This window comes from Paenibacillus sp. HGH0039, assembly GCF_000411255.1.
In the GTDB taxonomy this organism is placed as follows: Bacteria; Bacillota; Bacilli; order Paenibacillales; family NBRC-103111; genus Paenibacillus_F.
Genome location: NZ_KE150412.1, coordinates 2,280,310 through 2,305,312, shown reverse-complemented (window position 1 = coordinate 2,305,312; position 25,003 = coordinate 2,280,310). Strand labels below are relative to the sequence as shown.

General features: G+C 54.9%; 21 protein-coding genes. 15 read left to right on the top strand and 6 right to left on the bottom strand.

What is annotated here, in order from left to right; genetic code table 11:
• Window positions 1–182: 182 nt before the first annotated feature.
• From HMPREF1207_RS09990 to HMPREF1207_RS09980, 3 genes are all read right to left on the bottom strand, one after another.
• Window positions 183–800 (bottom strand): nucleotidyltransferase domain-containing protein, encoded by a 618-nt coding sequence (locus HMPREF1207_RS09990; protein WP_009671686.1) that lies wholly within the window; start codon window positions 798–800, stop codon window positions 183–185.
• A 224-nt stretch (window positions 801–1,024) separates the two neighbouring features.
• The gene (locus HMPREF1207_RS09985; protein ID WP_009671671.1) at window positions 1,025–2,767 is read right to left on the bottom strand and encodes an ATP-binding protein; all 1,743 of its coding nucleotides are present in this window, start codon (window positions 2,765–2,767) and stop codon (window positions 1,025–1,027) included.
• 33 nt (window positions 2,768–2,800) lie between these two features.
• A complete protein-coding gene (locus HMPREF1207_RS09980) occupies window positions 2,801–3,883 on the bottom strand; it encodes a cobalamin B12-binding domain-containing protein (RefSeq protein ID WP_009671670.1) in 1,083 nt (360 codons plus the stop codon).
• Window positions 3,884–4,103: 220 nt separating this feature from the next.
• On the opposite strand from HMPREF1207_RS09980, the gene HMPREF1207_RS09975 reads away from it, so the two are divergent.
• The 5 genes from HMPREF1207_RS09975 to HMPREF1207_RS09955 all read left to right on the top strand — a co-directional run bounded on the left by HMPREF1207_RS09975 (window position 4,104) and on the right by HMPREF1207_RS09955 (window position 11,304).
• On the top strand, window positions 4,104–5,864 hold the full coding sequence (locus tag HMPREF1207_RS09975) for a cache domain-containing sensor histidine kinase (RefSeq protein ID WP_009671661.1): 1,761 nt from the start codon (window positions 4,104–4,106) through the stop codon (window positions 5,862–5,864).
• Entirely contained in the window at window positions 5,861–7,471 is a 1,611-nt protein-coding gene (locus HMPREF1207_RS09970; protein ID WP_009671695.1) for a response regulator, read from the top strand. The genes HMPREF1207_RS09975 and HMPREF1207_RS09970 overlap by 4 nt, the downstream gene beginning before the upstream one ends.
• 347 nt (window positions 7,472–7,818) lie before the next feature.
• Window positions 7,819–9,141, top strand: a complete 1,323-nt coding sequence (locus tag HMPREF1207_RS09965; protein ID WP_370866982.1) for an extracellular solute-binding protein — start codon at window positions 7,819–7,821, stop codon at window positions 9,139–9,141.
• Between the two features lie 371 nt (window positions 9,142–9,512).
• A complete protein-coding gene (locus HMPREF1207_RS09960) occupies window positions 9,513–10,391 on the top strand; it encodes a carbohydrate ABC transporter permease (protein WP_009671728.1) in 879 nt (292 codons plus the stop codon).
• 19 nt (window positions 10,392–10,410) lie between these two features.
• Window positions 10,411–11,304, top strand: a complete 894-nt coding sequence (locus HMPREF1207_RS09955; RefSeq protein WP_009671722.1) for a carbohydrate ABC transporter permease — start codon at window positions 10,411–10,413, stop codon at window positions 11,302–11,304.
• A 526-nt stretch (window positions 11,305–11,830) separates the two neighbouring features.
• On the opposite strand, the gene HMPREF1207_RS09945 is transcribed toward HMPREF1207_RS09955, so the two are convergent.
• On the bottom strand, window positions 11,831–12,064 hold the full coding sequence (locus HMPREF1207_RS09945) for a hypothetical protein (RefSeq protein ID WP_009671718.1): 234 nt from the start codon (window positions 12,062–12,064) through the stop codon (window positions 11,831–11,833).
• A gap of 738 nt (window positions 12,065–12,802) precedes the next feature.
• On the opposite strand from HMPREF1207_RS09945, the gene HMPREF1207_RS09940 reads away from it, so the two are divergent.
• The 10 genes from HMPREF1207_RS09940 to HMPREF1207_RS09895 all read left to right on the top strand — a co-directional run bounded on the left by HMPREF1207_RS09940 (window position 12,803) and on the right by HMPREF1207_RS09895 (window position 23,457).
• Entirely contained in the window at window positions 12,803–13,078 is a 276-nt protein-coding gene (locus tag HMPREF1207_RS09940; protein WP_009671724.1) for an acyl carrier protein, read from the top strand.
• A complete protein-coding gene (locus tag HMPREF1207_RS09935) occupies window positions 13,065–14,579 on the top strand; it encodes a hypothetical protein (protein WP_016423629.1) in 1,515 nt (504 codons plus the stop codon). The genes HMPREF1207_RS09940 and HMPREF1207_RS09935 overlap by 14 nt, the downstream gene beginning before the upstream one ends.
• A 22-nt stretch (window positions 14,580–14,601) precedes the next feature.
• Window positions 14,602–15,708 carry a hypothetical protein gene (locus tag HMPREF1207_RS09930; RefSeq protein ID WP_009671693.1) on the top strand — a complete coding sequence of 369 codons (1,107 nt, stop codon included), beginning with the start codon at window positions 14,602–14,604 and terminating at the stop codon, window positions 15,706–15,708.
• Entirely contained in the window at window positions 15,680–16,855 is a 1,176-nt protein-coding gene (locus HMPREF1207_RS09925; RefSeq protein ID WP_009671676.1) for a radical SAM protein, read from the top strand. Before HMPREF1207_RS09930 ends, HMPREF1207_RS09925 begins: the two co-directional genes overlap by 29 nt.
• Window positions 16,856–16,915: 60 nt before the next feature.
• Window positions 16,916–17,899, top strand: a complete 984-nt coding sequence (locus HMPREF1207_RS09920; RefSeq protein WP_009671675.1) for an ABC transporter ATP-binding protein — start codon at window positions 16,916–16,918, stop codon at window positions 17,897–17,899.
• Window positions 17,896–18,705: an ABC transporter permease gene (locus HMPREF1207_RS09915; RefSeq protein WP_009671727.1), complete on the top strand. Its 810-nt coding sequence runs from the start codon at window positions 17,896–17,898 to the stop codon at window positions 18,703–18,705. Before HMPREF1207_RS09920 ends, HMPREF1207_RS09915 begins: the two co-directional genes overlap by 4 nt.
• A 12-nt stretch (window positions 18,706–18,717) precedes the next feature.
• Window positions 18,718–19,521 carry an ABC transporter permease gene (locus tag HMPREF1207_RS09910; protein ID WP_009671723.1) on the top strand — a complete coding sequence of 268 codons (804 nt, stop codon included), beginning with the start codon at window positions 18,718–18,720 and terminating at the stop codon, window positions 19,519–19,521.
• Between the two features lie 230 nt (window positions 19,522–19,751).
• Window positions 19,752–20,777, top strand: a complete 1,026-nt coding sequence (locus tag HMPREF1207_RS09905) for a zinc-dependent alcohol dehydrogenase (RefSeq protein ID WP_009671701.1) — start codon at window positions 19,752–19,754, stop codon at window positions 20,775–20,777.
• A gap of 18 nt (window positions 20,778–20,795) precedes the next feature.
• Entirely contained in the window at window positions 20,796–22,454 is a 1,659-nt protein-coding gene (locus tag HMPREF1207_RS09900) for a glycoside hydrolase family 3 protein (RefSeq protein ID WP_009671691.1), read from the top strand.
• A complete protein-coding gene (locus tag HMPREF1207_RS09895) occupies window positions 22,414–23,457 on the top strand; it encodes a hypothetical protein (RefSeq protein ID WP_009671704.1) in 1,044 nt (347 codons plus the stop codon). The genes HMPREF1207_RS09900 and HMPREF1207_RS09895 overlap by 41 nt, the downstream gene beginning before the upstream one ends.
• A 170-nt stretch (window positions 23,458–23,627) precedes the next feature.
• On the opposite strand, the gene HMPREF1207_RS09890 is transcribed toward HMPREF1207_RS09895, so the two are convergent.
• Both HMPREF1207_RS09890 and HMPREF1207_RS29780 read right to left on the bottom strand, forming a co-directional pair.
• Window positions 23,628–24,185: a hypothetical protein gene (locus HMPREF1207_RS09890; RefSeq protein ID WP_009671699.1), complete on the bottom strand. Its 558-nt coding sequence runs from the start codon at window positions 24,183–24,185 to the stop codon at window positions 23,628–23,630.
• A 383-nt stretch (window positions 24,186–24,568) separates the two neighbouring features.
• A partial coding sequence (locus HMPREF1207_RS29780) for a YwmB family TATA-box binding protein (RefSeq protein WP_016423628.1) occupies window positions 24,569–25,003 on the bottom strand: 435 nt, incomplete at its 5' end.

Genomic DNA, 25,003 nt, shown 5'->3' with positions numbered 1-25,003 from the left:
GAAAGGTACGCTATAAATTTTACAGGCTGCGGACCGGGAACACAAATTCCTCCATATTTCGTCTTAAACGCAGCCGTTTCCGAATGCTTATCCTTGCCCTGAAAAGCGGAGACAATCCCCGCTTGTTACGCCGGACGCCCGAATAAAGGGCGCTCTTTCGGACGCCCTTACCGGACCGGAGGTCAGCTCTTGGTAATATGCCCGATCAACTCCGAGACATCCTCCTGTCCGGCGAGTGGGGAGAGGGCTTTTCTGAAAAGCCGGAAGGTTCCGGGCTCATGCTGTTCCAGCCATCTCAGGGATTTTTTCGGCCCCCAATACCAACGCCCTTTAAGCTTGAAGTAAATCTCCAGACTGTCCTTAAGCAGCCAGTGATACCTGAAATCGCCCTCGGCGTCACCTTTTCCTGCCCGTTTCAGCATTTTTTGAAGCCATGCCTTCTGAAAATCGGCCTCTTCCGGACCTAATTTTTCCGGTCCTTCCGCGAATACGGATTGAATCTTCTCCAGAAAAGGAGCGGCCAGTCCGCGGCTGTCGGTCACAATTACACCATCATGAATATGCAGAAAACGGACCGGATCGTCCATGGACGATGTGGGATGAATCCAGGCATCGAGCAGCAGGCCGTCTATCCGGGAGGTGTCGTTTCTCTTGAAATTCCGATCCGAGAAGATCATAAGATCCAGATCGCTTTCGTCTGTATAATCCCCGTTCGCATAGGAGCCGTAGAGGATAACCGAATGGCCTTCATACTTGCCCGCCAAATAGCCGGCCGCTTGCTTGATTTTCTCGTTTGTCATTGATATTCCCCGCTATCTATAATGTTGTGAGTATTCCGGCACCTATTAATGAAGCGGGGAGAGAATCAAATCGGTGTTATTCCGTGTACCAAGGACAATCCTCCTTCGGCAAATGAAAATGACGTTCAAACTGAGGAAGTTTAAACGCCATTCAGGGTAGGTTCATTCGTTTTCGACATTTCATATCGTTCTCCGCCAGCCTTTAGACAGCTATTTTAGGACATTTAGAGAAGTGCTTTGAGTTCCCGGCAAGCTTTATCGTACGCCTGCCACAGCTCTTTAAAGATGGTGCCCGATAGATGAACGGTTCCGTTCTTGGCCTGATTTTCGATTCTCTCGATCAGCTTCGAGAATTGATCGATCCCCAGGCTAAGACTTGTCGATTTAAGGTCATGGGCGATATATTGGACGGCGGTCAAATCGCCCGCCCGCATTTTTTCTTCCAGCTGATTCAGCTTGGAAGGCGTCTGTTCCTGGTACATGCCGAGCAGCATGGCCAGCACGCCGGGTGAGCCGGGTTCATCCAGCCCGTTGAGCTCCTGGATCACCTCCGGTATGAGCACATGCTCGTTCACGGGCTCGGGCGGACCGGCGGGAAGCCATCTGCGGATGACGGACTGGAGCTTCGAGAGCTGGATCGGCTTCGTCAAGAAGTCGTCCATCCCGGCTTCCAGGCAGCGCAAGCGGTCGCTTTGCATGGCGCTTGCCGTCAGCGCGACGATGGCGCTCCGCGGATGCCGGCGGGCATTCTCCCATTCGCGGATAAGCTGAGTCGCCTGGAGTCCGTCCATGACGGGCATCTGCGAATCCATCAGCACGAGCGAATAATCTTTGCGGGAGCGCGCTTCCAGAGCTTCCTCGCCATTGCTCGCCGTGTCGATATGCATGAAGCCCAGCTTCTGAAGCTGGAGGAGGGCGACCTGACGGTTGATGGCGTTGTCTTCGACGAGCAGGAGAGGCTGACTCCGTTCTTCGTCCGTGAAGGCGGGGCCGATGCCGCTTCCGGTAGTCTGCAGCGCGGCCGCGGCTTCCTGACGGTACTCGGCTTCCGACGGAATCGCGAGCTGCAGCTCGAACCAGAAGGAGGAGCCTATGCCTACCTTGCTCGTCACGTCGATGCGGCCTTCCATCCACTCGACAAGCCGTTTGCAGATCGATAAACCGAGGCCGGTACTCTTCTGGGCGTCTTCCCGCTGGGTATGGGCCTGGTAAAACGGCTCGAACACACGATTGACGTGTTCTTCCGGGATGCCCACTCCCGTATCCGTCACTTCGAAGCGCAGAGTCTGGGAGGTGGCCGAGCTTTGCAGCAGGCGGATCCGGATATGAACCTCGCCGTCATCGGTAAACTTGATGGCATTTCCCGCTAAATTAATCAGAATTTGTCGGATTCTTCCTGCATCTCCGGTCAAAAATTGGCCGACGGATTCATCGACGCTCCCCCTCAGCTTATTTCGCTTGCGGGAAGCGTTCGGCTCCAGGAGTCTCAGGGCGTGATTAAGGAGTTTTCGGACCTCGAAGGTTTCCGGCTCCGGCTGCATATGGCCGGCTTCGATTTTGGAAAGATCGAGAATATCGTTGATGATCGTCAGGAGAAGCGAAGCGGATTCTTCTATAATCGCGATGGACTGTTTCTGTTCTTCGGTCTGCAGCGTGTCGGCGAGGAGCTCGGCCATACCGAGAATGCCGTTCATAGGTGTGCGGATTTCATGGCTCATGGTGGCAAGAAACATGCTTTTCGCCTCGTTGGCTCTTTCGGCTTCCGCCTTGGACTGTACCAGTTCCACATTTGTTTTGGAAAGCTGCCTTTGCAGCGTGATCAGCTCGTTGTTCAGGGAGCTGAATTGGGTAAGGGCTTGTTCTTCGCGCTGTCTCGCCTGAATGACCTGCTGGGAAAGCTTCTCGATCGTTTGGCGGTAATGAGTGATTTCCAGGCGTTCGTCCTCTGTTTTCATATTGGGATCCACGTAGAATCCTCCTTCCTCGGTAAACGAGCGGTCTCAATTGGACCGGGCTAATTCGTTTCCGATACGGTGGTTTTTCCAGTGGTCCGCCAGCCGAATGGCTTCCTGCGCGTCGTCCGCATAACCGTCGGCTCCGACTTTACGCCAGAGATCGCGGTCAATATTGAACGGCAGTCCGCCCACCAGAATGTGCACATATTGTCCTGCTTCACTGCTGCGGATTTCGGCAATTAGCTCTTCCACCAGATGCACGTGAAACGTCATAGTCGCCGAGATGGCGACTACTTGTGCTTTCTTCTCGACAAGGGTGCGGATCAAACTGCGCGTAGGGACATTGGCGCCCAGATAGTAGGTGTCCCAACCGTTCAGTTCGAAGAGATCGGCGACCATGCGTAATCCGATTTCATGGAGCTCCTGTCCCACGCAGGCCGCCACCATCGTGTTACCGCTGCGCTCGGTTGCAAACAAGTGCGGATACAAGTGCGACATAATCATCTGGGTGGCAGCCGTGCACAAATGCTCCTGTGCGACGGTAATCTGATTGGTCTGCCACAGCCGGCCGATTTCACGTTGAGACGGTTGAAAGACATGGAGGTACAGGTCGGCTATCGCCATGCCTTCCTCCAGCTTCGTTAAAATGAGCTGTAACGCCTCGCGGCGGTCCGCCCGCAGGATAGCCTCGGTATAAGCGATTGCCGTTTCCGAGAAAGGCCGTTCTTCGGATAAGAATGTCTCCGAAGTCTGGGCGGATTGGATCTGATGGAGTCCGATTTCGAGGTACTCGCCGATCAATGCGCAATCCGCTTCCCCGAAATGAGCGTTAATCGCTTGTTCGATCATCTGGAAATTCAGCGCCAAGTCTTCCCTGGATACTTGGTAGCCGGACAGAAGCTCCGTCATCCAGGATGTGTAGTGATTGAACAAGTCGGGACTTTGCATATATACGCTCTCGGCCAGATACTTAATGCTGTAACCGGAGTCTTGAATCGTCAGCAAACGTCCGCGTTCGCCGAACCGTTCCGCCAGATCCGGCTGATACTCATATTGAAGCTGAGTCACATACTCCGCTAAATTCTCCGCCATCTGAAAAAGGCGTCTGCCCGTTTCCTCATGATTCATGATAGGGTGACCTCCTTTGCCGGCATCGCGAGGATGCCTTTTTTTAGTAGACGGGAAACTCGGACGTTTCTACCATTATACCCTTTTTCGGCATAATTGGAAATTGTCTGGCTCGGGGAAAGACTTAAAAAGTTCGGATAACGGACCGAAATGTATGTTAGGATGGTGCTATCTACCTATTTCGACATGATCTGAACAATTATCAAGCGGGGGATAGAAAATGAGGCGCTGGCTGGACCGTTCGCTGAAGCGGAAACTATCATTTCTGATGCTGGTATCCATAGGGATTCCGCTGTTGTCTTTCGGAATATTTTCTTATCAAATCGCTTCGTCGGTTACGGAAGAAAAGGCGAAGCAGTCCGGTTTCGGGCTTCTGACCCAGATGAGAACCAACATGGAGCTTATGGTCCAGGACGTAGAGAACATGTCGATTTTCCTGATCGGGCAGAGAGATGTGCAGCAGTATTTGTCCGATACCCAGTGGGATGCGCTCAAGCCTACCATTATTATAGGGTTTCTGACCAACCTGGCATTCTCGAAACCTTACATTGCCGAAATCACCATAGACTCGGCGAGAGACCTTCCCTCCTTATCCAATACAAGCATCGTCAGTTCCGGCATGCCGCCCTGGCCGGGTCCCAAAGATACGGAGCCCGGAAACCGTCCGAAATGGTGGACGCCGCTGTATAAGAACCAGACCACTATCGGCGAGAAAAATATGATTTCCCTGGTGCGGCCCATCCGCAGCGTGAACACATTCGCCCATCTGGGCAGTCTCACCATCAGCCTGGACCAGCAAGTGATTGCCGATACTTTGCGGAAATCGAATATCAGCGAAGGCGGCAGCGTCCTGCTCGTGAACGAACAGGGCAATATCATTGCCGGTCCCGGAGTGGAATGGCTGAACCGTCCTCTGTCCGAATGGATGCCGGGTATGCCCGGTATAACGGGGACCTCGGGGGCTTTTAATGTGGGGCAGGGCGCTGATAGAAATACGGTTTTGTACGATACGGTGCCCGGCGTGGACTGGAAACTGGTCGGCATTATGCCGTACAAAAACTTCCGCGAGCAGAACCGTTACGTGCTGCTCTTAACCGCGGCGGCGGTCGCTATTGCGGTGGTTCTGGTCGCCTCGCTCGTGATTTTCTTCGTCCAGCGCGTGACGAAGCCGCTGCTTATGCTGACCCGGTTCCTCAAGGACACCGATCCGGAGGAACCTATGAAAGCCCTTCCGGTCACATCGGCCGACGAGGTCGGGCAGCTTATGCGCAGCTACAACCGGTTAAGCGACCGGATCGAACGGCTGACCGAGCAGGTAAAGCTGAATGAAGCGCGGAAGAAGGAGACCGACATGCTCGCTCTTCAAGCGCAGATTCATCCGCATTTTCTGTACAATACGCTCTCTTCTGTCCACTGGATGGCTCTGATGAGCAAGGATATGAAGATCGCCGAGATGGTCGGCCATCTCAGTGATTTTCTGCGGTTCAGCCTGAACAAGGGCGCGGAGTACTGCGAGGTGCAGCAGGAAGTCGCTCATGCGGAGCACTATGCCGCCATCCAGGCCGTCCGCTATCCCGACAAATTCGATATCGAGTTTGTCGTGGATCCGGATATCCGGCAGAAGCCTGTATTGAAGCTGCTTCTTCAGCCGCTCATCGAGAATGCGCTCATTCACGGCATCCAGAAGCAGCGTGAAAAAGGCAGCATCCGCGTCTACGCGCAGCGGATGGGCACAGAGCTGACTTTTATGGTGGAAGATACCGGGATAGGAATCGAACCCGATAAATTGAATGAAATCCGGGCGGCCTTATCGGCGGTGGACGAGCCTGTCGTGCCGGGCAGTTACGGCTTGCGCAACGTCCACCGGAGGCTGCAGCTTCATTACGGCAGCGAGGCGGGGCTGCATATCCGCAGCATCGTCGGAGAAGGCACGGTGATTACATTTATGATACCGATTGTAGAGGGGGCGGGGACAGCATGAATATTCTGATTGTCGATGACGAAGTGATTATTCGCACCGGCTTAAGCACGGTTATTCAGTGGGAGGAGCTGGGCTTCCGCCTTCTTCCGGCCGCGGAGTCGGCCGAAGAAGCGCTGGAACGCGCCCCCGCCGAGCATCCCCATATCGTGCTGACGGACATCCGCATGGGCGGAATGGACGGAATCACGATGGCCGAGAAGGTGAAGCAGATGCTTCCGGACAGCGAAATTATCGTGCTGACGGGCTACGATGATTTTGCTTACGTCCAGCAGGCTATCCGCGGCGGCATCGGCGATTATTTGCTGAAATCGAGCCGGCCGGAAGAAATTATCCGGGCCGTGATGAAAGCGAAGCAGCGCATTGTGAGCAAGTGGGATGCCCGCAAAGCGGATAATATGCAGCGCCGCGCCTTCCACAGCGGGCTGCTGGAGCGTCTTGTGACCGAGGGCATCGACGATGCCGATTCGCTGGAGCAGGTGCCCCAGGTGCTGACCAAGCTCGGCCTGCCTCACCTGCCGGAAGCGGCCGCGGGCGTGTGCCTGCAGGTGCTCCTGATCAGCGTGCAGGGCTGGGGCGACAGCCGCGCTGCGGGAAACCTGCTCCAGTTCGCCGTCGACAACATGCTCGGCGAGCTGCTGCCCTGCGAGACCCTGCGGCGCAGAGACGACATCGTCGTCCTGCTCCGGGCGGAAGGCAGGGACGCGGATGCTCTGCGCAGCAGGCTCGGCCGCGTCTCGGACAAGCTCAAGTGCGTCCTGTTCACCGCGGCAGGCTCGCGGGTAAGCGGGCTGGGGCAGGTGCCGCGCTCCTACCGGGAGGCGGTCTATGCCGCCTCGTTCCGCGGCTTCGCGGGGGCGCAGACGCTGCTTGCCTACGAAGCGGTGGAGGGCCGCAAGGGCGGGCGCACGGTCTGCTCGAAGGAGGAAGAATCGGAACTGGCGATTCTGCTCAAGAACGGCAACCCGATCGAGCTGCGCCACTTCGTGCAGAAGGCGCTGGACGGCGAGATTGCCGACGCCGAGGCAACGCCCGCTTCGCTGAAGGCTTACTCGGATTCGCTCGTCGTTGCGGCCCACAGGTGGCTGGAACGGACCGCGTCTGCGCTCGGCATGCCGCAGCTTCCCCGTCTGCCCGATCAGGACCCGGCCAAACGTGCTCAGGGAGACAAGCTTCCGGGAGACGGCACGGGCGCCGAAGGGCAGGGCGATCTCCAGGAGAACCTGTACCTGCGGCTGCGCGTCATTATGGAAACCTACTATCAATACGTGTCGGAAGACGGCGTTCTCTATATCAAGCGGGCGATAGCCTACATTCAGGATAATCTCGACCGGACCCTGACTCTCCAGCAGGTGGCGGGGCACGTGCATGTTCACCCGAATCATTTCAGTGAAGTTTTCAAACGGGAAACGGGCGTAAACTACATTGAATTCGTCATGAGGGAGCGCATTCGCCGGGCCGCCGAAATTTTAAGGGAAACCCCCGTCAAGGTCAGCGAGGTGGCCAAGAAGGTCGGCTACGAGGATATTAAATATTTCAGCCAACTGTTCAAAAAATACACGGGGCAGACGCCGACGGAATTCCGTGCGGGACGCGAAGGCAAGCAGTAAAGCATTGGACCCGGAGCCCGGCCGGTCGGCCGGATACGTGCTTTTGAACGCTGATAACGGCTTGAAGCCGGAGGATTTCCGTTTCTCTAAATTCAGTAGATTCGGGCTCGCGGAGTCAGGAGGAAAGCAGGGCAACCTGGTAAACAGGGCCCTGCCGGTGTTTAAAATAAAGGCTCCGTGATGCTTGCCGGCATCGCCGGGGCCTTTTTCTTTTCCAGGTATTGGAGGGCGGGGGCGTCTAAAAGGGCTGAATTTACCCCACCCTATCCCCGAAATCACTCCCCTTTTGACAATGGCTGTCCCCTTTTATACTAAAAAAGAATAGAGATAAGGAGGGGTTACACATGATGAAAAAAACGGCAAAAACAGGTATTGCGTTGATTCTGTCACTCTCATTGTTATCCGCATGCAGCAAAGAGCCGGCAACAACGGGCACGGGCGACGCCGGTAAAGGGACCGAAAAAGTCAAGCTTTCCCTGTGGCACAACTTTACGGGTGAAGATGCGCGCGCCAAAACGATGCGGGCTATCATCGAAGAATACAAAAAAGCGAACCCGAATGTAGAGCTTGAAGTACAGGCGATTCCGCCGGACGGTTACAAAACGCGTTTGAAAACGGTTGCAGCAGCAAACGAAATGCCGGACCTGTTCCAGATGTGGCCGGGCGCTATGACCAAAGAATTTGTAAGCGGTAACTTGCTCCAGCCTGTGGGCGATCTGCTCGACAAAAATGCGGAGTGGAAGAACGGTTTCCTCCCGAACTCCTTCGACGACTTTACGGTAGACGGCAAAGTATACAGCATTCCGATGTCGTTGTCCCCGACCTCTATCCTTTACTACAACAAGAAAATGTTTGATGATAACGGCGTAACGGTACCTAAAACTTGGGACGAAATGATGAAAGCGATCGAGACGTTCAAATCCAAGAAAATTACCCCGATCGCCCTCGGCAATAAAGCCGCATGGCTTGCCCAGTCCAGTATTCTCAGCTCTCTGGCAGACCGTTACACCGGTACGGAATGGTTTATGAAAGCGGCGGCACAAGACGGTGCGAAGTTCACCGATCCCGAATTCGTAGCCGCTCTGAAAGCGCTGCAGGATCTCGGCAAAGCGGGAGCTTTCCAGGAAGGCTTCAACTCCATCGACAACACGCAAATGGAGCAAATGTTTGCACAAGGCAAAGCGGCTATGATGATCGACGGCGGATGGGCCTTGACCAATCTGACCAACGGCGCGCAGCCGGAAGCGTTGAACAACATCGAAGTTACGGTACTGCCATCCGTTCCTAACGGTAAAGGCGATCCGAAATCCCTCTCCGGCGTTGTAGGCATAGGCCTGGGTCTCAACAAGAAAGTGGAGGGCGCGAAGAAAGAAGCGGCTGACAAGCTGATCCAGGCGATGGCCGGACCGGAAGCGCAGAAGCGCACGCTGGAGTCCAACCAGTTGGTCTCCTATAAAGTCGAGCTGGATAAGAGCAAGGTTTCCACTCTTTTCGCGAAAGTGAACGACCTGGTCGGCCAGGTAAAACGTACGCCGGTTTATGATTCCCAGCTTTCCTCGGCGGCTTCCGAAGTGATCAACAACGGCATTCAGGAGCTTCTGATGGGCGGCAAACCGGAAGATGTAGCGAAGAAACTGCAGGATGCACAGGCGAAATCTCTCGGTAAATAACAGGATTCCGGTAGTAGAAGAAGCGGGGCGCTAGTCGCCCCGTTTTTAACAAAGACAGGCGGAGAGAGCCAGGACGGCGGAGAAAGACCTGCCGGAACAACGGACGGCCGGACATCGGCGCGGCCGGGAAGCCGGAAAATTTTCGAACGATTGAGATCATAAAAAGAACGATCCCGGTGAAAAGCCGGGCACAACGGAATTCCCGGTAGGAAAGCACGGCGGAAATACGCCCCGCAGTCTGCCCGCATTACGCAGTCTGAAGCTGTTTCCGCACGCTGCTTTACCGGTGAATAACCATGCTTCCTGATAGGTTTAGTAGATATTTTTTGAACCGCCTTGAAGGTATACACCAATAGGAGGGGAGAGACGCCATGACTTCCTCGTCAAGAAGGACCAACTTTATCGTGCTTGGTCTCCTGCCTGCGCTGCTTATTTACAGCGTATTTGTCATTGTCCCGATTTTCTGGTCGGCGTATTACGGGTTTTTCGACTGGAAAGGGATTGGAGAAGCCAAGTTCAACGGATTTGATAACTATGTCGAAGCCCTGAAGGATCCGATCTTCTGGCTCGCGTTAAAAAATAACCTGATCGTGGTAGCGGCTTCCGTCTTCGGACAGGTGCCGATCGCCCTCGTGCTGGCCCTGGTGCTGCGCAAGAGCAACTTCTTCCAGCGTTTTATCCGCTCGGCGGTATTTATGCCGATGGTGCTTTCGTCGGTCGTCGTCGGGATTATCTGGAGCTACATTTATCACCCGCAAATCGGGATTCTGAACTTCCTGCTGGATGCGGTGGGGCTGGAATCGTGGAAGAAAGCCTGGCTTTCCGACAAATCGGTGTCCATGCTCGCGCTGACCGTTCCGATTATCTGGAATTATATCGGGCCTTATCTCATCATGTTTATCGCGGCGCTTCAAAATATTCCTTCGGATATTGACGATGCCGCCATGATCGACGGGGCGACGGGAAGCCGCAAGCTGTTCTCCGTTACGCTGCCGATGATCTGGGATACCGTGAAGGTCACGATCGTGCTTTGTATTTCGGGAAGCTTGAAGGCTTTCGACCTGATCTATGTCATGACCGGGGGCGGTCCTGCGCATTCAACGGAACTGCTCGCCTCCTATATGTACAACAACACGTTCTCCGTCTACCGCTTCGGGTACGGCAGCGCCATTTCCACGCTGATCATCATTATCAGCCTGGTGCTGATCGCCGGAAGCCAGCGGCTCATGAGACGGAATCAGGCTGTATGACGAAAGGAGGAGGGCTCGCATGCCACAGATGACCGGAACCGCCGTTCCTCCCGTGAAAGGGACGGAACCCGCCCGCAGAGAGAACGCTTTTGGCAAGCTCGCCAAAAGCTCGATTTTAAATATTTTGCTTGCCGTGTACGCGCTCGTCACGCTGTACCCGCTGATCTGGCTGTTTATCAGCGCATTCAAGACCAACGACGAATTTTTCGGCAAGCCGTTCGGCCTTCCGGCGGAATGGAAATGGGACAACTTCGTGCAGGCCTGGAAAGTGGCGGATATCGAGACGGCCGTCATCAACTCGGCGATCGTCACGCTGGTTGCGCTGGTGCTTACTCTGGCCATTGGCGCACTGACCGCGTTCGTCCTCTCCCGCTTCTCGTTCCGCATGCGCGGACCGCTGATGGGCTACTTCCTGCTCGGCATGCTCATTCCCGTGCACAGTACGCTCGTGCCGCTGTTCATCATGCTGAAAAAAATCGGCATGCTCGACACGTACGGCGCGCTGATTCTGCCGTACGTCGCCTTTGAGCTGCCGGTAGCCATCTTCATCATCGCCGCCTACATGACGTCGGTGCCGAAGGAAATCGAGGAAGCCGCGCTGATCGACGGTACGGGCTACTGGGGCATTTTCACCAAAATGCTGCTGCCCCTGTCCGTTCCCGCGCTGTCCACCGTCGGAATTCTCGCGTTCCTGCGTTACTGGAACGATTTCGCGTTCGCGCTCGTGTTTATCAACAAGCCGTCCCTCAAGACGCTTCCGCTCAGCTTGTCGCAGTTCGCTACCGGTTTCGGCACGGACTACAGGCTGACGATGGCGGCCATGGCTATCTCGGTCATCCCGACCATTCTGATCTACCTGGCCTTCCAGGAGCAGATCATGAAAGGCATGGTTGCCGGCGCGGTTAAGGGTTAAGGATGGGCACATTAAAAACAAGGTCAAGAGCTGTACTCCAGCTCTTGACCTTGTTTTTTTCAAATTCTACTTATTCTAGATCGGAAAACTCACGGGCACTCTTTAGATCCGGCTCATGGATTTTTCCTAGTACGACCTTTCCATCCTTACTGTCTATCCACAAATCGGCGATTGCGCCCTTAGGATCTGAATGATTCCAATATACGATATGATAAAAATAACGGTGCCTTTTGTTAACTTTTTCGAAAAAATACGATTCCCTTTCGGTAGGATCAAATTGAGTTGTTTTTCTATCAATTAATGTATTTTCCACAAGCTGCGATTCAGTCCATTGCAGCTTTCCTTTTGCAACCGATATGGCTTCGTCTTTTGTTAGAATAGGTTTTTCCAGAGAATTATTGACGTACCAGGCAACAAGCAATCCGACGCAAATTAAAGTAAGGATTATTATAATTATTCGTCGAAGTTTAACTTTAATCAACTCCTGAAAAACGAAATGAAATAGAAAGAGCAACTAGTAAGGGACTTACAGACTCACCGCTGTATACGCGAAAATCACGATGAAAATCAAGTAGGTTATGCTGACGTTTTTCATGTAAGAGTTAAAGCCTTTGTTACTTTTGTAATCCAGGTACGCACATACGAAGGCGGCAGCGATAAGCAAGCACGCCGTAGTAAGTGTAATCGCGGGACTGACGTTCAGGAATTTTACGGTGAGCAATGCGGCAATGCTCAGGAATGAATACAGAAGAGCAATCAAACCATCACCTCCGGGTGAAGAAAATACACCAAAATTACGCTTTTATTTGTATATTTTACCATAATTTTCGCTGCGAAAGCACTCGGCCTGCACTTAAGAAAACATCAAAAAAATCCCTTCCAAGCAAACAATTGTTTACTCGACAAGGGATTTTTCCTGTGTTCTTCTATGCAAACGTTCCAGCCTTGTGCAGCGCGCCTGACAGGCATGAACGGTGTGAGGGAATCAGCTGCCCGGAGGCAGTCAGGGCCGTTATCCGTTTTACTGGACGCGGCTCTGTTTTTTGCTTCTCATTTTTTCGAAGGCCATGTCAACGAGTTTCGGGAGCACCGCCACTAAAACTCCTGTCGCAACCTTTTGCATCAAGGAAGATTTCATGACTCATTCTCCTCTCTTGTTCTGTTGTATTTCTTCTTAACCGGAGGGGAAAAGGATGAAACGGGAACGGATCCGGTTAGCACAAATTTCCACCCGCGACGATTCTCCTACTCTTTCAAATACTCTTTCAAAAAGGGTGGGAAAAGCCTGAATAAGCGTCTTATTTTAGGTTTTTGTAAACAAAACTTAATATTTATACAGGATTGTAAACATTGACAGCTTTTAACAGCAGGAGGATAATAATTGTAACTTATGGAAAAAGGAGGGGAGACAGCGAGCAGGTTATCGTTTGTACTGGAGTTTGTGAACGCAAGAACTCGGTTGCACCCTCACACATTAACCCTTTAAAGGAGTGTAGTCATGTACGATAAAATCGTAGACATTTTGTGCGCTATCAAAGAAGATCAACCGGAACTCCGGCAATCCCTGTCCCCCGCAACGGACCTTAACAACGATATAGGCCTCGATTCACTGCAAATGATCCAGTTTATGCTGAAAGTCGAGGATCAGTTGAACGTCGCCATCGACTACGACCAATTCGATTACGAACATCTCGAGTCGATCGAAACGTTTATCTCTTTTTTGAAAAGCTGCCAGTCCCAAGCGCAGCCGCTGTACGAAGATGTCAAACAGTGAAGCCGGCATGATTCCGAAAACCGTTATGGGAACCTTCGATCCCGAAACGCGCTGGAGGGATCCGGATCTGGCCCGGCTGCCGGCTATGCCCGATAAGGACCGAGAGTCAATTGTCCTCTGCATGGACGATCTGTTGTTTCCGTTCTGCGGACCGGAAGATATCCTTTACAGCCGCTGCAAAATCGATCCGGTGCTGCACGAGTACCTGGAGGGGTTAGGGTTTTCCTTTCGGAACCGCTACCTCTATGATTTGAACGACGAGCGGGCCGCCCTGCCCGGACCGGACGATTTCAAGCGGTGTGTGTTCCGGCTTGCGGCCGACAAAGACAAGCTTGTCGATCCGGAAAACAGGGTGCTGCAGGCCGCCGGTTCCGGTTATTCTACCGGTGCGGAGCAGCCGCAATCCCTCGCTCCGATGAATGCTGCCGGAGCCTCCCGACAGGCGCAATCGGCGGAAGAAGCCGGAATCACCGGGGCAGCCGGCATCTTGTCTCCGTACGCCATTACGGCGGAGACGGAAGCGTACCTGCAGGCGGCCGGACCGCTGGAGCCTTTGCCGGACCTGAAGACGGTTGTACGCGTCAATTCGAAGATGTACTCCAACCGTCTCTTGGCCAGAATCGGCGAGAAGTGCTACGGCACGGAGGCGGGCAGTGCGGCGGAAGTGGAGGCGGCCGGGAATGCGCTTCTGAAGCAGGGGCCTTACCTGCTGAAAGATCCCTTCGGCGTTTCGGGCAAGGGAAATCTGCTCATCGACAGCGAAGCGATGCAGCGGAGGATAGCGGAGCACCTGCATAAACAGGAGGGAAGCGGACTGCGCTCTCATTTCCTGCTGGAGCCTCTGCTGAAGAAAGAAACGGATTTCAGTTCTCACTGGCTAATCCGGGAGAGCGGAGAGACGGAATTCATCTCCGTTCAGCGGATGATCAACCACCAGCAAAATTACGGCGGGTCGATCAGGGCGGATGAGGCTTTTATCCGCCTGCTGGAGAACGCCGGCTATTTCGGTGTGATGGAGAAAGCGCTCCGGCTTCTGGCGGAGGACGGCTACCACGGCTTCGTCTGCTTCGACTCCATGATCCTGGAGGACGGGGAAGTCGTATCCATCGTGGAGATTAACGCCCGCAAGTCCATGGGCCTCATTAACGCTTATCTCGATAAATGCTGGGAGAAGCACGGCCGTACGGGCTGGCTTACGTTCCTCTCCCTCGGGCTTCCGGAAGGCTTCGCGTTCGGCAGACTGCTGCATGCTCTGCGTGAGTCCGGTCTGCTGCTGACGGCCCCCGGCGGGTACGGGATCGTTCCTCTCTCATCCAATACCGTGATGGTCAACGAGATTCTGACCCGCCGCCGTATGGCCGAAGGAACACTGAACAAACGCGGTATGCCGAAAGGACGGCTGTATGTATCGGTGGTCGGCCGTGACGACGAACACCGCAGCGAATTGGTCGAAAGCTTGCGGCACGTTCTCGCCGGCTTGTCCGTTAAGGTGTACAACTAAATCTGCAACTCGGGAGCTGCGAATGAATTCATCTTCGGTTACTTTGCTGGCGTCGGGGAATTCGCTCGGCGCATACATTCCGGCTATGCATCTGCACACGTACCTGCAGGGCAGGGGAGTCGGTTCGGACGTTCACGTTCTGGAGAACGTGTATCACGAAGAAGTCCGGCACAAGATCCGGGCCACCAAAAAAGCGTTCCATGCGGACTTCTCCGTAGCCCGTATGGGGCATAAGCTGGCCAGGCCCGTCGACACTTCCCTGAACGAGGAAGCGGTTCTGAGGCTGCTGGAGGACTGGATGCGGGCCGGTATCACCCGGTTTGCGGTGTTCACCGGCTTCTGGCTGCCGATTCTGGAACGCTATAAGGCGGCTGCCGGCCGGCCCCTGGATATCCGGCTGATCCGGCTGGACGCGTGGGATACGCCGTCGTTTAAAGTGCACAAGCAGCTGTATCCCGGCTACGACAACGTCTGGTTTTACGAGCCATCGAAGCTGTCCCCGGGCGGCTACATCGCTTCGGACGAAGCGGAGCCCCTGCCTTACGGGCAGCGTGCCGGAAGCATTCTGATCCACGGAGGCGGCTGGGGGATCGGCACTTACGCCGAGACGATCCGCGAACTCCGCGCGCTCGGCCGCCGGCTCGATGTGATCGTCTATGACGCTTCCGAAGTGGAGGAGGACGACGGGGTTACGCGCTACTTCGGAACGGATGCCTCCTGGGACCCGTGGAGCCGGGACGCGCAGGGGCGGCATACGTTTCCGCCGATGGTCCGCTATGTCCGTGAGGACGGCGTTCTCCGGGAGTACCCGCTCCGGGATTACTCCATTTACACGGACTTGATGCGCAATTGCGCAGCGATCATCAGCAAGCCGGGGGGAGCTACCCTGAACGACTCGCTGTCGTTCGGAATCCCTTTTGTCATGCTGGAGCCGTTCGGCGACCACGAGCTTCATAATTCAACCTACTGGGAAACCTGCGGTTTCGGTATCCGGTTTACAGAGTGGCAAGCCCGGGATTTTTCTGAACATCTGCTGGAGGGGATTTGCACACGATTGCTGGAGCAGCGGTCAAAAATCAACCATTTTGGGAGGAATACTTATGCAGCCGAAAACAGCAGTTACGTTTGACCAACTTACGTTCCGTAATATGAAAAGAACCCTGGTTCCGCTGGCGGAAACGGGAAGGAAGCGCAGGGAAGATCCGGCTTATGCGGCCCCCGTGCCTTACGAGATCGGAATCAAGCTCAATAACGGCTGTAACCTGCGCTGCAAACACTGCTTCGAATGGAACCCGGACGGCTTCCATCACGGCTTTGCCAAAGAAGTGAAGAACGATGAAATCGAGATTCCCGTCGTGGAGAAGCTTCTGGCCGAAACGAGAGAACGCAAATCCCGAGTGTTCCTGTGGGGCGGGGAGCCGCTATTCTACTCCAAGTTCGATGAGCTGGCGGAACTGCTGGCCAAAGAAGACCGGTACACGACCATTTGCACGAATGCGATTCTCATTGAGCAGAAGCTGGATTCTATTCTGAAAATGTCGGAAAATCTCGTCATGCTGGTCAGCCTGGAAGGCTTCGAGAAGGAGAATGACGCGATCCGGGGCAAAGGCACGTTCAAGAAAGTGATTCACGCCGTCCAGCTCCTTCTGGATTTGCAAAAACAGGGCGTGTACAAAGGCAAGGTTTCCGTAGCCTTGACCGTAAACGACCAGATGGTCAGCCAGTTGTACAGCTTTATGGAATACTTCGAAGAAATGGGCGTCGATTCCGTCTACTTCTGTTTCCCTTGGTACATCCCCACCGATACGGCGGAGAAAATGGACACCTACTTCGATGCCCATTTCCCGCACTTGGCCGCCCGTTTCGAAGAAGGCCACAAGAACAGCTGGCATTCGTTCACGTTCCACATCTCGCCCGACAATTACGACACGCTGATCGATGAACTGAACCGCGTCAATTCCCGGGTATGGAATGTTCGTGTCCGTTACCAGCCCGCTCTGGAGCCCGAGGAAGTGGAAGACTTTATCCGGGGCAGCGAGAAGCCGGCCATGAAACGGACTAAGTGCTTTTCGATCTCCAACCGGATGGACGTTATGCCGGACGGCAAAGTGAATCCGTGCAAATTTTTCCCGGAATTCAGCGTGGGCAACTTGAATGAAGAAAGCGTGGCGGACATTTTCCACGGCGATGATCTCCGCAAGCAGCGCGAAGTTCTGGCCTGCGGTCTGATGCCGATTTGCTCCAAATGCGTGCTGCTTTATAACAACGGGATTTAAGCGTTTAAACTTTATGCCGCCCAATCAGGCAAAACAGGCAATCGTTCAGGAGGGGCAGGGATGGACTTCATCCGTGTGCGGGAGCTGCACAAATCGTTCGTGTATTACCGGAAAGAAGCCGGGCTTAAAAATTCGCTGAAAAATTTATTCGCCCGCAAGTCGCTGGTGAAGGAAGCGGTAAAATCCGTTTCCTTCGACATCGGCCCCGGCGAGTGCGTCGGATTTCTCGGGCCCAACGGGGCGGGTAAAACCACGACGCTCAAAATGCTGTCGGGCATTCTGTATCCCACCGGCGGGGAAGCCGACGTGCTCGGCTATGTGCCGTGGGAGAGGAAAAACGAGTTCAAACGGCTTTTTTCCATCGTGATGGGCCAGAAAAACCAGCTTTGGTGGGATCTTCCCGCAAGCGAGTCGATTTATCTGAACAAATGTATCTATGACGTGGACGACGATCTTTACCGCCGGAGCCTCGCCGAGTTATCGGAAATGCTGGATGTTCAGGAGCTTCTGAACGTGCAGGTGCGCCGGTTATCCTTGGGCGAACGGATGAAAATGGAGCTGATCGCCGCTCTTATCCACCGGCCCCGGCTGCTTTATCTCGACGAGCCGACGATCGGCCTCGATTTTCCTTCCCAGAAGAAGGTCAGGGAATTTCTGAAATATTACAATGAGCAGTTCGGCGCGACGATCCTGCTGACGAGCCACTACATGAAGGATGTGGAGGATCTGTGCAAGCGGACGATCATCATTAACGAAGGAAGTCTGCTGTATGACGGGGACCTCCACAAGATCAATGATCTTTTCGGCGAGCAGAAGATTATCCGGCTGCAGTTCTCCGAGCCCGTTGCCGAGCATCGGTTGGCCAAGTTCGGCAAAATCGTCAGCGGAGACGGCTACAATGCCGTTCTGGAGCTGCCGAAGCACCGCTTGAAGGAAGTGTCTCGCGCCGTGCTCGATGCGTTCCCGATCGTCGACTGGACGATCGAAGACGTGCCGATCGAGGAAAGCATTTCGATGCTCTACCGCAAGGAATCCGCCGGATGAACAGACGCAAATTGTACTTGGCGGTTTTTTCGATGGGCGTCCAGCATTCGATGGAATACCGGTTTCACTTCTTTCTCGGTCTGCTGGGAGCCGCTTTTCCGATCCTTGTCCAGTATTTCATTTGGACGGCGGTGTACCGGCATTCCGGCCAGACGGCGCTGTTCTCGTACTCGTACGGTCAAATTATTTTGTACACCATTTTGGCGGGGCTGGTGTCCAAGCTGATCGCTACCCAGTTCGAGCACCAGATTGCCGACGATATCAAAAACGGCGGCCTTAACAAATATTTGATCAAACCGGTGAGTTACTTCGGTTACCGGCTGGTGTCCTTCTTCGGACAGAAGGCGATTTATTACGGAATTACGGCGATTCTGCTTATCGGGATTATCTGGATTTCGGCGGCAAGGGAAGTGCTGGATGTGGAGGCCGTACGGCTGATCTTGTTTGCCTTCACGCTGCTCGGAGCGCTTCTGCTCAACTTCCTGATCGCTTATTGCATCTGCGCGAGCGCGTTTTACTTGCATGAAATCTCGTATTTTTTCGTCATTACAAGTCTGCTTGTCAATATTTTGAGTGGGGGCATGTTTCCTTTGGAGATTTTCGGGGAAACGGTTGTGAAGGCGCTTCAGTACACGCCGTTCCCGTATACGATTTATTTTCCGGTCAATGTCCTCAGCGGCAAGACGGAAGCGGCGGCCATGTACCAGGGGCTGCTGATCCAGTGCGGGTGGATTCTGCTGTTCTTCTGGCTTTCCCGCCTGACGTGGCGCGTATCCATGAAGAAATATTCGGCGGTTGGGGGGTAGCGTACGTTCCATATGTTTAAAATCGCGAGAAAATACGCGCTCCTGTACGGCATGTTCATTAAAAACTGCCTCATCGCCCAGATGGAGTTCCGGGGCAATTTTATCATGAGCCTGCTGGTCGAATCCGTCTACCTGCTCGCCAAGCTGCTGTATGTGCTCGTCGTGTTCCGCACCGACCTTCACGTGGACGGGATACCGCCCGAAGGGCTGCTGCTATTTATTGGCATGCATACTGTGGCGACCGGAATTTATGTCGGCCTGTTTTTTACAAATTTCATGAAAATTCCCGAGTATATCAAGGACGGCTCGCTTGATCTCATGCTGACGAAGCCGGTTTCCCTCCAGTTCATGGCTTCCCTGCGTTATGTGGATCTGGCGCTTCCGATCCCCGACATTCTGGTCGGGTTCGTCATGGTCGGTATCGGCTGGCACGCCATGGATATTCCGCTGACATTCGTGCAGCTTGCGGGATTCGCCCTGCTGCTTGTCGTTTCCGTTGTCATCACGTACTGCCTGATGATTATTCCGGCGCTGCTTTCGTTCTGGTTCGTCCAGACGGGCTCCGTATCGGAAATCGCCCATTCCGTCTGGGACGCCAACAATTTTCCGATGGCTATTTACCCGGCTTGGGTCCGCCGGATCGGCACCTTCGTTATTCCTCTGTTCCTTATTACCAATTTCGGCCCGATGTTCCTGCTCGGGCAGCTCAGCTGGCTGTATGCGGGACTGGCGCTGGTTGGATCGCTACTGCTTTTCGCTGTCGTACGGCTGCTCTGGAAACAGGCCGTAAGGGGGTACAGCAGCGCGAGCAGCTAAGACGGCTCCGGCTTTGCGGTCCTGACAAGCGACCGGGCCGGCAGATGCGTGAAGGCTGCTTCCTGCCTGGAACTGCTGCCCTGAGTTTGAACTAGCGTTCGTGCCTGAGCCGGCGCTCTGTGTTTGGAGCTGCGGCCCCGTGCCGGGTCTACCGAGGGAGCTTCCCGCGGAAAAGTACTTCAAGGAATTCTGAATTCCCATCCTATACTTAAAAAAGGAAGTGCCAATGCATGCCGGATGTTGCGACAAGCGAGGGATACACCTCGTTAAACTGCGTATTTCAGGAACCGGGCCGGATCGAGCTCATAGAGGAAAAGGTGCCCGAGCCGGGACCGGGACAAATTTTATGTGCGGCCAAAAAGTCGCTGATCAGTACGGGAACGGAACTAGCCTGTCTGAAAGGGAGCTTCGACGAGGGGACGGTCTGGTCATCGTGGGTCCGTTATCCGTTCTATCCGGGATACTCCATGGCGGCGGAAGTGCTGCAGACGGGCAGCGGGGTAGAAGGAATCCGGGCCGGCGACAGGATCATCTGCCCCGCCGGACACCGCCAGTACTTCTTGGCCGATTACCGGGAAGCGGCGCTTATTCCCGATACGGTCCGTGATGAAGAGGCGGTTTTTACGCAGATCGCCAAGGTCGCCCTGCTGGGTATCCTGCGCGCCGAGCCCGCATTCGGCGAAAGAGTGGGCGTCGTCGGGCTCGGTCTTATCGGCCAGCTCGTGGTCCAGTATCTGAATTCGAGCGGTGCGCGCCAAATTATCGCGATTGCGCCGGAGAGCTCCCGTCTGGATCAAGCCCGCCGAAACGGAGCGACCGATCTGCTGAATCTTCCGGTGGCTGATGCGTTCGGACCGATAGAAGAGCTCACCGGAGGCAGAATGCTTGACACGGTGTACGATATTACGGGCTCCTATGCCGTACTGCCGCACTGTACCCAACTCACCCGGGATCTCGGAAAAGTGATCCTGCTGGGCGATTCGACGGAGCCTTCGAAACAGACGATCGGGCCGAAAGTCGTCTTTAATTCGGTCAGCATACTGGGGATTCACGGGCGGATGATGGAAGGTTTTAAAGGGTGGACGGAAGCGGACATGAACGGATTCATCTTCGAATCCATCCGTCGCGAAAAACTGGACGTCGCAAGTCTCGTTAGCGAGAAAGTAAGCCCGCTCGAAGCCGTATCGGTGTATTCCCGGCTCGCCGGGCGAAAGTCAGATTCCATGGGCGTTATATTCGATTGGACGCAAGTGTAACGGCAGAGGGGGATACGAATGAAAGCGTGTAGCGAGCTTACGTTGAAGGAGAAAATCGGCCAACTGTTGATGGCCGGCTTCGAGGGCTTTACGCCCGATATGAATATCCGGGACCTTTTGCAGAACCATTTCGTCGGTGGCGTCGTGTTCTTTTCCCGCAATCTGGACAACCCCGGGCAGGCATTCGCTTTAACGGAGGAACTTCAGCGGATGGCTGTGGCCGCGACCGGCATTCCGCTGTGGATCGGGACGGACCAGGAGGGCGGCATGGTGGTCCGGGTAAGGCAGGGGATCGCGCAGCTGCCCGCGGCGATGGGGCTGGGAGCTGCGCGCAATCCCGGGCTGCTTTACGAAGCCGCCAAGGGGACGGCGGAAGAGCTGAAGGCGCTGGGCATCAATATGAATTTCGCGCCGGTGGTGGACATCAACGTCAATCCGCGAAATCCGATCATTGACGTCCGCTCGTTCGGAGACGACGCCGAATTGGTCTCCGAGCTGGGGATCGCCGCCATGATCGGCTTTCAGGACGGAGGGATCGCCTCCGTCATCAAGCATTTTCCCGGGCACGGCGATACGGAGACGGATTCCCATGCCGAGCTGCCGGTCGTGAGGCATTCCCTCGAACGGCTTCGGTCGGTGGAGCTTGTGCCGTTCCGGCGGGCAGCCCTGACCGGGGCCGAAGCCGTTATGACGGCCCACGTCGGAATTCCGCTGCTCAGCGGCGGAGAGCCTGTTCCTGCCACTCTCTCCCGGGAAGTCCTGACGGGACTGCTGCGGGAGGAGCTGGGCTTCGACGGGCTCATCGTGACCGATTGCATGGAAATGGACGCGGTGACGCAGGGAATCGGCGTAGGCGAGGCCGTCGTCCGGGCCATGCTGGCGGGAGCGGATCTGCTGCTCGTCAGCCACACGTACGCAAGCCAGCTGGAGGCGGTGGCGGCTCTTGAGCGCGCCGTGGCGGACGGGCGCCTGCCGGAGGAGCGGATCGACGCTTCCGTGGAGCGTATTCTTCGCCTGAAGAAGCGCCGCATCGGAGAGCTGCGGGAGCGCAACTGGGAAGAAGCGCGGCTTCTGCTGGAGAATCCGCAGACGCTGCGGACGATAGAGCGGCTCCGTGAAGAAAGCATCACGGCCGTCAACCGTGAACCGGATTTCTGCAGGCTGTCTCCGGACGTCGACACGCTGGTGCTCTGGCCGCAAATCTCGGCCGCCTGCAAATCCGAAGACGAGCCGGTACACGATGCTACCCTGGCCGGCTTCCTGCGCCCTTTTATCGGGGCGAAGCTCACGGAGCGCGTGTACGGGACCAGCCCGGATCCGGATGAGATTGCGGCCTTGGCTTCCGAAGCGCAGCGATACGGGCAGATCATCGCCGGTATTTTCCACACGGCTTCTAATCCGGGACAGCCCGCATTGGTCCGCAAACTGCTGGAGGGAGGCGCCAAAGTCATCCCGGTTTCCCTGCGCAATCCCGTCGATCTTGCGGCATTCCCGGAGGCCAAAGGCTTCCTGGCCTGCTACGAGCACCATCCGCATACCCTGCAGGCCCTGGCCCGTGTTCTGACGGGCACGGCGGAGCCTGCCGGAACTCTGCCGGTCACCATTCCGGTTTACATCTCAGAAAGGGGAGAATCAGATGAACACCGTTCAGCTTCCGTTATCGAATCCGCCACTTAAAGGTTTTTTGCGGTGGGGCTACACACTCTCCATTACCAGCGGACATGAAGAAACGACTCCCTGGTTCTACAGCAATTTTGTCCAGTTATCCTGCACAAAGAAATTTTTGGAGGACGGCAGGCAGTGCTATGTCGACTTTTTCCGGGGCGAGCCCAATGAGCTGAATTTCAACAACCCGTTTCTGCTCACATGCACTGTCAATTATATGATGCTGGAAAATCTGGCGCTGGATGACTGGCCGAAATTTTTTGCGGATCAGATCCGCAACGGGTATTATTGTATCGTTTTTTTGGACGAGTCCAGGCTGTCGCCGGCGGCTTGCTATCAGCAGGAGCCGTTTCCCCATCACCTTTTTCTGTACGGCTTCAATTGGGAAGAACGGATCTTTTATGTCTCCATGTTCGACTTTACGGGAGTATACCGCAATTTGGAGATATCTTTCGAAGAGTTTCTCGATGCCGTAAATTCCATGAAAAAGCTGCTGAAGGAGGAGCAAACAGCCGATCACCATACGTATTTCTACAAATACGAGGCGGAATTCCACTATCCTTTCGACAAGACGGCCGTGATCGACCAATTGCGCGATTACCTGAACGGGGAGACCCGTTTAAACCGGATCAATTACAATCCGGACGAGAATGAAGCTTTCGGAATCAAGGTATACGACTATTTGCAGATGTACTATGACGCCGTAGAGCAAAACGATCCCCGGCTGGGAATGCGCAACGACGTGAGGCACCTTCATCTCCTGTGGGAGCATAAAAAAATGATGAGCGAGCGAATCGAATATCTGGTGAATGAGGGGATCATTCCGTATGACGAGGAACTTGCGGAAGGCTATAAGGATCTGGCTAAGAGAGCGATGAAGCTGAGGGACCAGTACATTCGACATGAAATCCGCGAGGATAAAGAAGTGTTTGAACGGTTAAGACTCCGGTTCAACCAATTCCGGGACGAAGAGCCTGCACTTCTGCAAAAGTTGATTGCACTGCTCGAAAGTTGAAAAAAGCCCCGGGGAGAGAACCGGCGGAACCGGATGCGGCGCATACCGGAAAGCCGGGTTTCTGCAAGGGGCCGGGATAGCCGTGCGATGTGGAAAAAAGCAGCGGGCAAACAAAGGGCTTGGGCGAGGAGCAAAGAACAACGTTCTTGGCAGGGTATGATGCTAAGGGTTCAGCCCGCCGCTCCCAATGCCGGAGCCGAATTTTTGATCTGTTCGGCCAGCCGGGCTACAGCCGCGTCAGGCTCGGTTACGTAATACAGGTAGGACGAGCGGCCGGTATCCAGCTTCCACCAGAGCCAATGCAGCCTGGACTCGTTGCGGAGCTCCGCTTTGGATACCGGCGTATAAATCCGGCCGTCCGCATCGACGAGAATAACCCGGCCTTTGGAATTTTCATAAGAAAGCCGGAGAGGCTCCTTGCCGGGAATAAAGGCGGAGGTGGCTTCTTCTTTCCGCAAAGCTTGCTTGGTAAGGGCCAGGCGGGTAAACGATTCAATGACACCCTGGTCACGGTAAGTGAAATTTTCATCAGGCAGATAAAAAGAGGCGGGCTGCGAGCGGGTCATCAGGTCGCCGTAAGTCATGGAACCCGGCACGAGCCTGTTTAGCAGCGCGCTTAACACCAGGGAGACAAGGACGGCCGTGATGATCAGGCCTGCTGTTAATCTACGTCCGAAACCTTCCGGAAAACTCCATTTACCGAACCATTGAAAAAAACGCAGTGTCATTGTACCGCCTCCCGGATTCTAATTGTAAGCGATTTCAATAAAGTTGGGAATTAAACCGTGAACGATCAGATGTGTGAGCAAGCGCCATTGATGAGGATGTGACTGCGATCCGTTCGTGTATAAAATGCGCTTATGATTCTTGGGCAACCGCTGTGCATTTACTGCTTGCCACTTACTACGTACCTTGTACCACTTGTCTGTAAGTTTATTTAAACGGATTCCAACTAGTTAGACGCCGATTTTCGAAAAAAGTTTTTTCCGGTATTGGATTTAAAGGATTGGTGTGTAAAAGGAGCCGCAGGTTGCATATACGGTGCGGTTCGGTAAAAGGCAAGCCGCATTTTATGCAGCTTGCCTGGTTTTGCGTAGAGAAGGAAAGAAGTTCAATATTCGGTTGTAATGACCGGCGTGCCGATTGTGATACGCTGCAGTCCGCTTTCGGTTACCGTGTGAACCGCGGCCTGCAGGTTGACGCGTTTGCCGCCGCTGATTACCGAAGCGTGAAGCTTGGGCGCGCTCATCGTTATGCTGACGGTCTCTCCGTCGGCATAACGCTCCAGCGGAGCGGCGCCGAGCCGCTTCGCGAGCAGCGCCTGAAGCCCGTCGGCCTGAGCTGCGGCCCCTGCCGAAGGCCGGGCAGCGGCTCCCTGCAGGACGACGTTGCAGTCTGCCTGCACGCCCGCCTCTTGCAGGGCGGCTTCCAGGCTTTCACGGCGCGCTTCCAGCGCCGGGAGGCCGTCGGCTGTGCGCGCTTCCAGCCGGGCGATGACGAACGCGCTGCCGTCGTCAAGGCGGGCGAGCTGCAGCGACAGCCCGCC

Excerpts from the sequence above, each read along its gene's own strand:
- HMPREF1207_RS09990 (WP_009671686.1), bottom strand. The coding sequence starts at position 800 with ATGACAAACGAGAAAATCAAGCAAGCGGCCGGCTATTTGGCGGGCAAG.
- HMPREF1207_RS09980 (WP_009671670.1), bottom strand. The coding sequence starts at position 3,883 with ATGAATCATGAGGAAACGGGCAGACGCCTTTTTCAGATGGCGGAGAAT.
- HMPREF1207_RS09975 (WP_009671661.1), top strand. The coding sequence starts at position 4,104 with ATGAGGCGCTGGCTGGACCGTTCGCTGAAGCGGAAACTATCATTTCTG.
- HMPREF1207_RS09970 (WP_009671695.1), top strand. The coding sequence starts at position 5,861 with ATGAATATTCTGATTGTCGATGACGAAGTGATTATTCGCACCGGCTTA.
- HMPREF1207_RS09965 (WP_370866982.1), top strand. The coding sequence starts at position 7,819 with ATGAAAAAAACGGCAAAAACAGGTATTGCGTTGATTCTGTCACTCTCA.
- HMPREF1207_RS09960 (WP_009671728.1), top strand. The coding sequence starts at position 9,513 with ATGACTTCCTCGTCAAGAAGGACCAACTTTATCGTGCTTGGTCTCCTG.
- HMPREF1207_RS09955 (WP_009671722.1), top strand. The coding sequence starts at position 10,411 with ATGCCACAGATGACCGGAACCGCCGTTCCTCCCGTGAAAGGGACGGAA.
- HMPREF1207_RS09940 (WP_009671724.1), top strand. The coding sequence starts at position 12,803 with ATGTACGATAAAATCGTAGACATTTTGTGCGCTATCAAAGAAGATCAA.
- HMPREF1207_RS09935 (WP_016423629.1), top strand. The coding sequence starts at position 13,065 with ATGTCAAACAGTGAAGCCGGCATGATTCCGAAAACCGTTATGGGAACC.
- HMPREF1207_RS09930 (WP_009671693.1), top strand. The coding sequence starts at position 14,602 with ATGAATTCATCTTCGGTTACTTTGCTGGCGTCGGGGAATTCGCTCGGC.
- HMPREF1207_RS09925 (WP_009671676.1), top strand. The coding sequence starts at position 15,680 with ATGCAGCCGAAAACAGCAGTTACGTTTGACCAACTTACGTTCCGTAAT.
- HMPREF1207_RS09920 (WP_009671675.1), top strand. The coding sequence starts at position 16,916 with ATGGACTTCATCCGTGTGCGGGAGCTGCACAAATCGTTCGTGTATTAC.
- HMPREF1207_RS09915 (WP_009671727.1), top strand. The coding sequence starts at position 17,896 with ATGAACAGACGCAAATTGTACTTGGCGGTTTTTTCGATGGGCGTCCAG.
- HMPREF1207_RS09910 (WP_009671723.1), top strand. The coding sequence starts at position 18,718 with ATGTTTAAAATCGCGAGAAAATACGCGCTCCTGTACGGCATGTTCATT.
- HMPREF1207_RS09905 (WP_009671701.1), top strand. The coding sequence starts at position 19,752 with ATGCCGGATGTTGCGACAAGCGAGGGATACACCTCGTTAAACTGCGTA.
- HMPREF1207_RS09900 (WP_009671691.1), top strand. The coding sequence starts at position 20,796 with ATGAAAGCGTGTAGCGAGCTTACGTTGAAGGAGAAAATCGGCCAACTG.
- HMPREF1207_RS09895 (WP_009671704.1), top strand. The coding sequence starts at position 22,414 with ATGAACACCGTTCAGCTTCCGTTATCGAATCCGCCACTTAAAGGTTTT.
- HMPREF1207_RS09890 (WP_009671699.1), bottom strand. The coding sequence starts at position 24,185 with ATGACACTGCGTTTTTTTCAATGGTTCGGTAAATGGAGTTTTCCGGAA.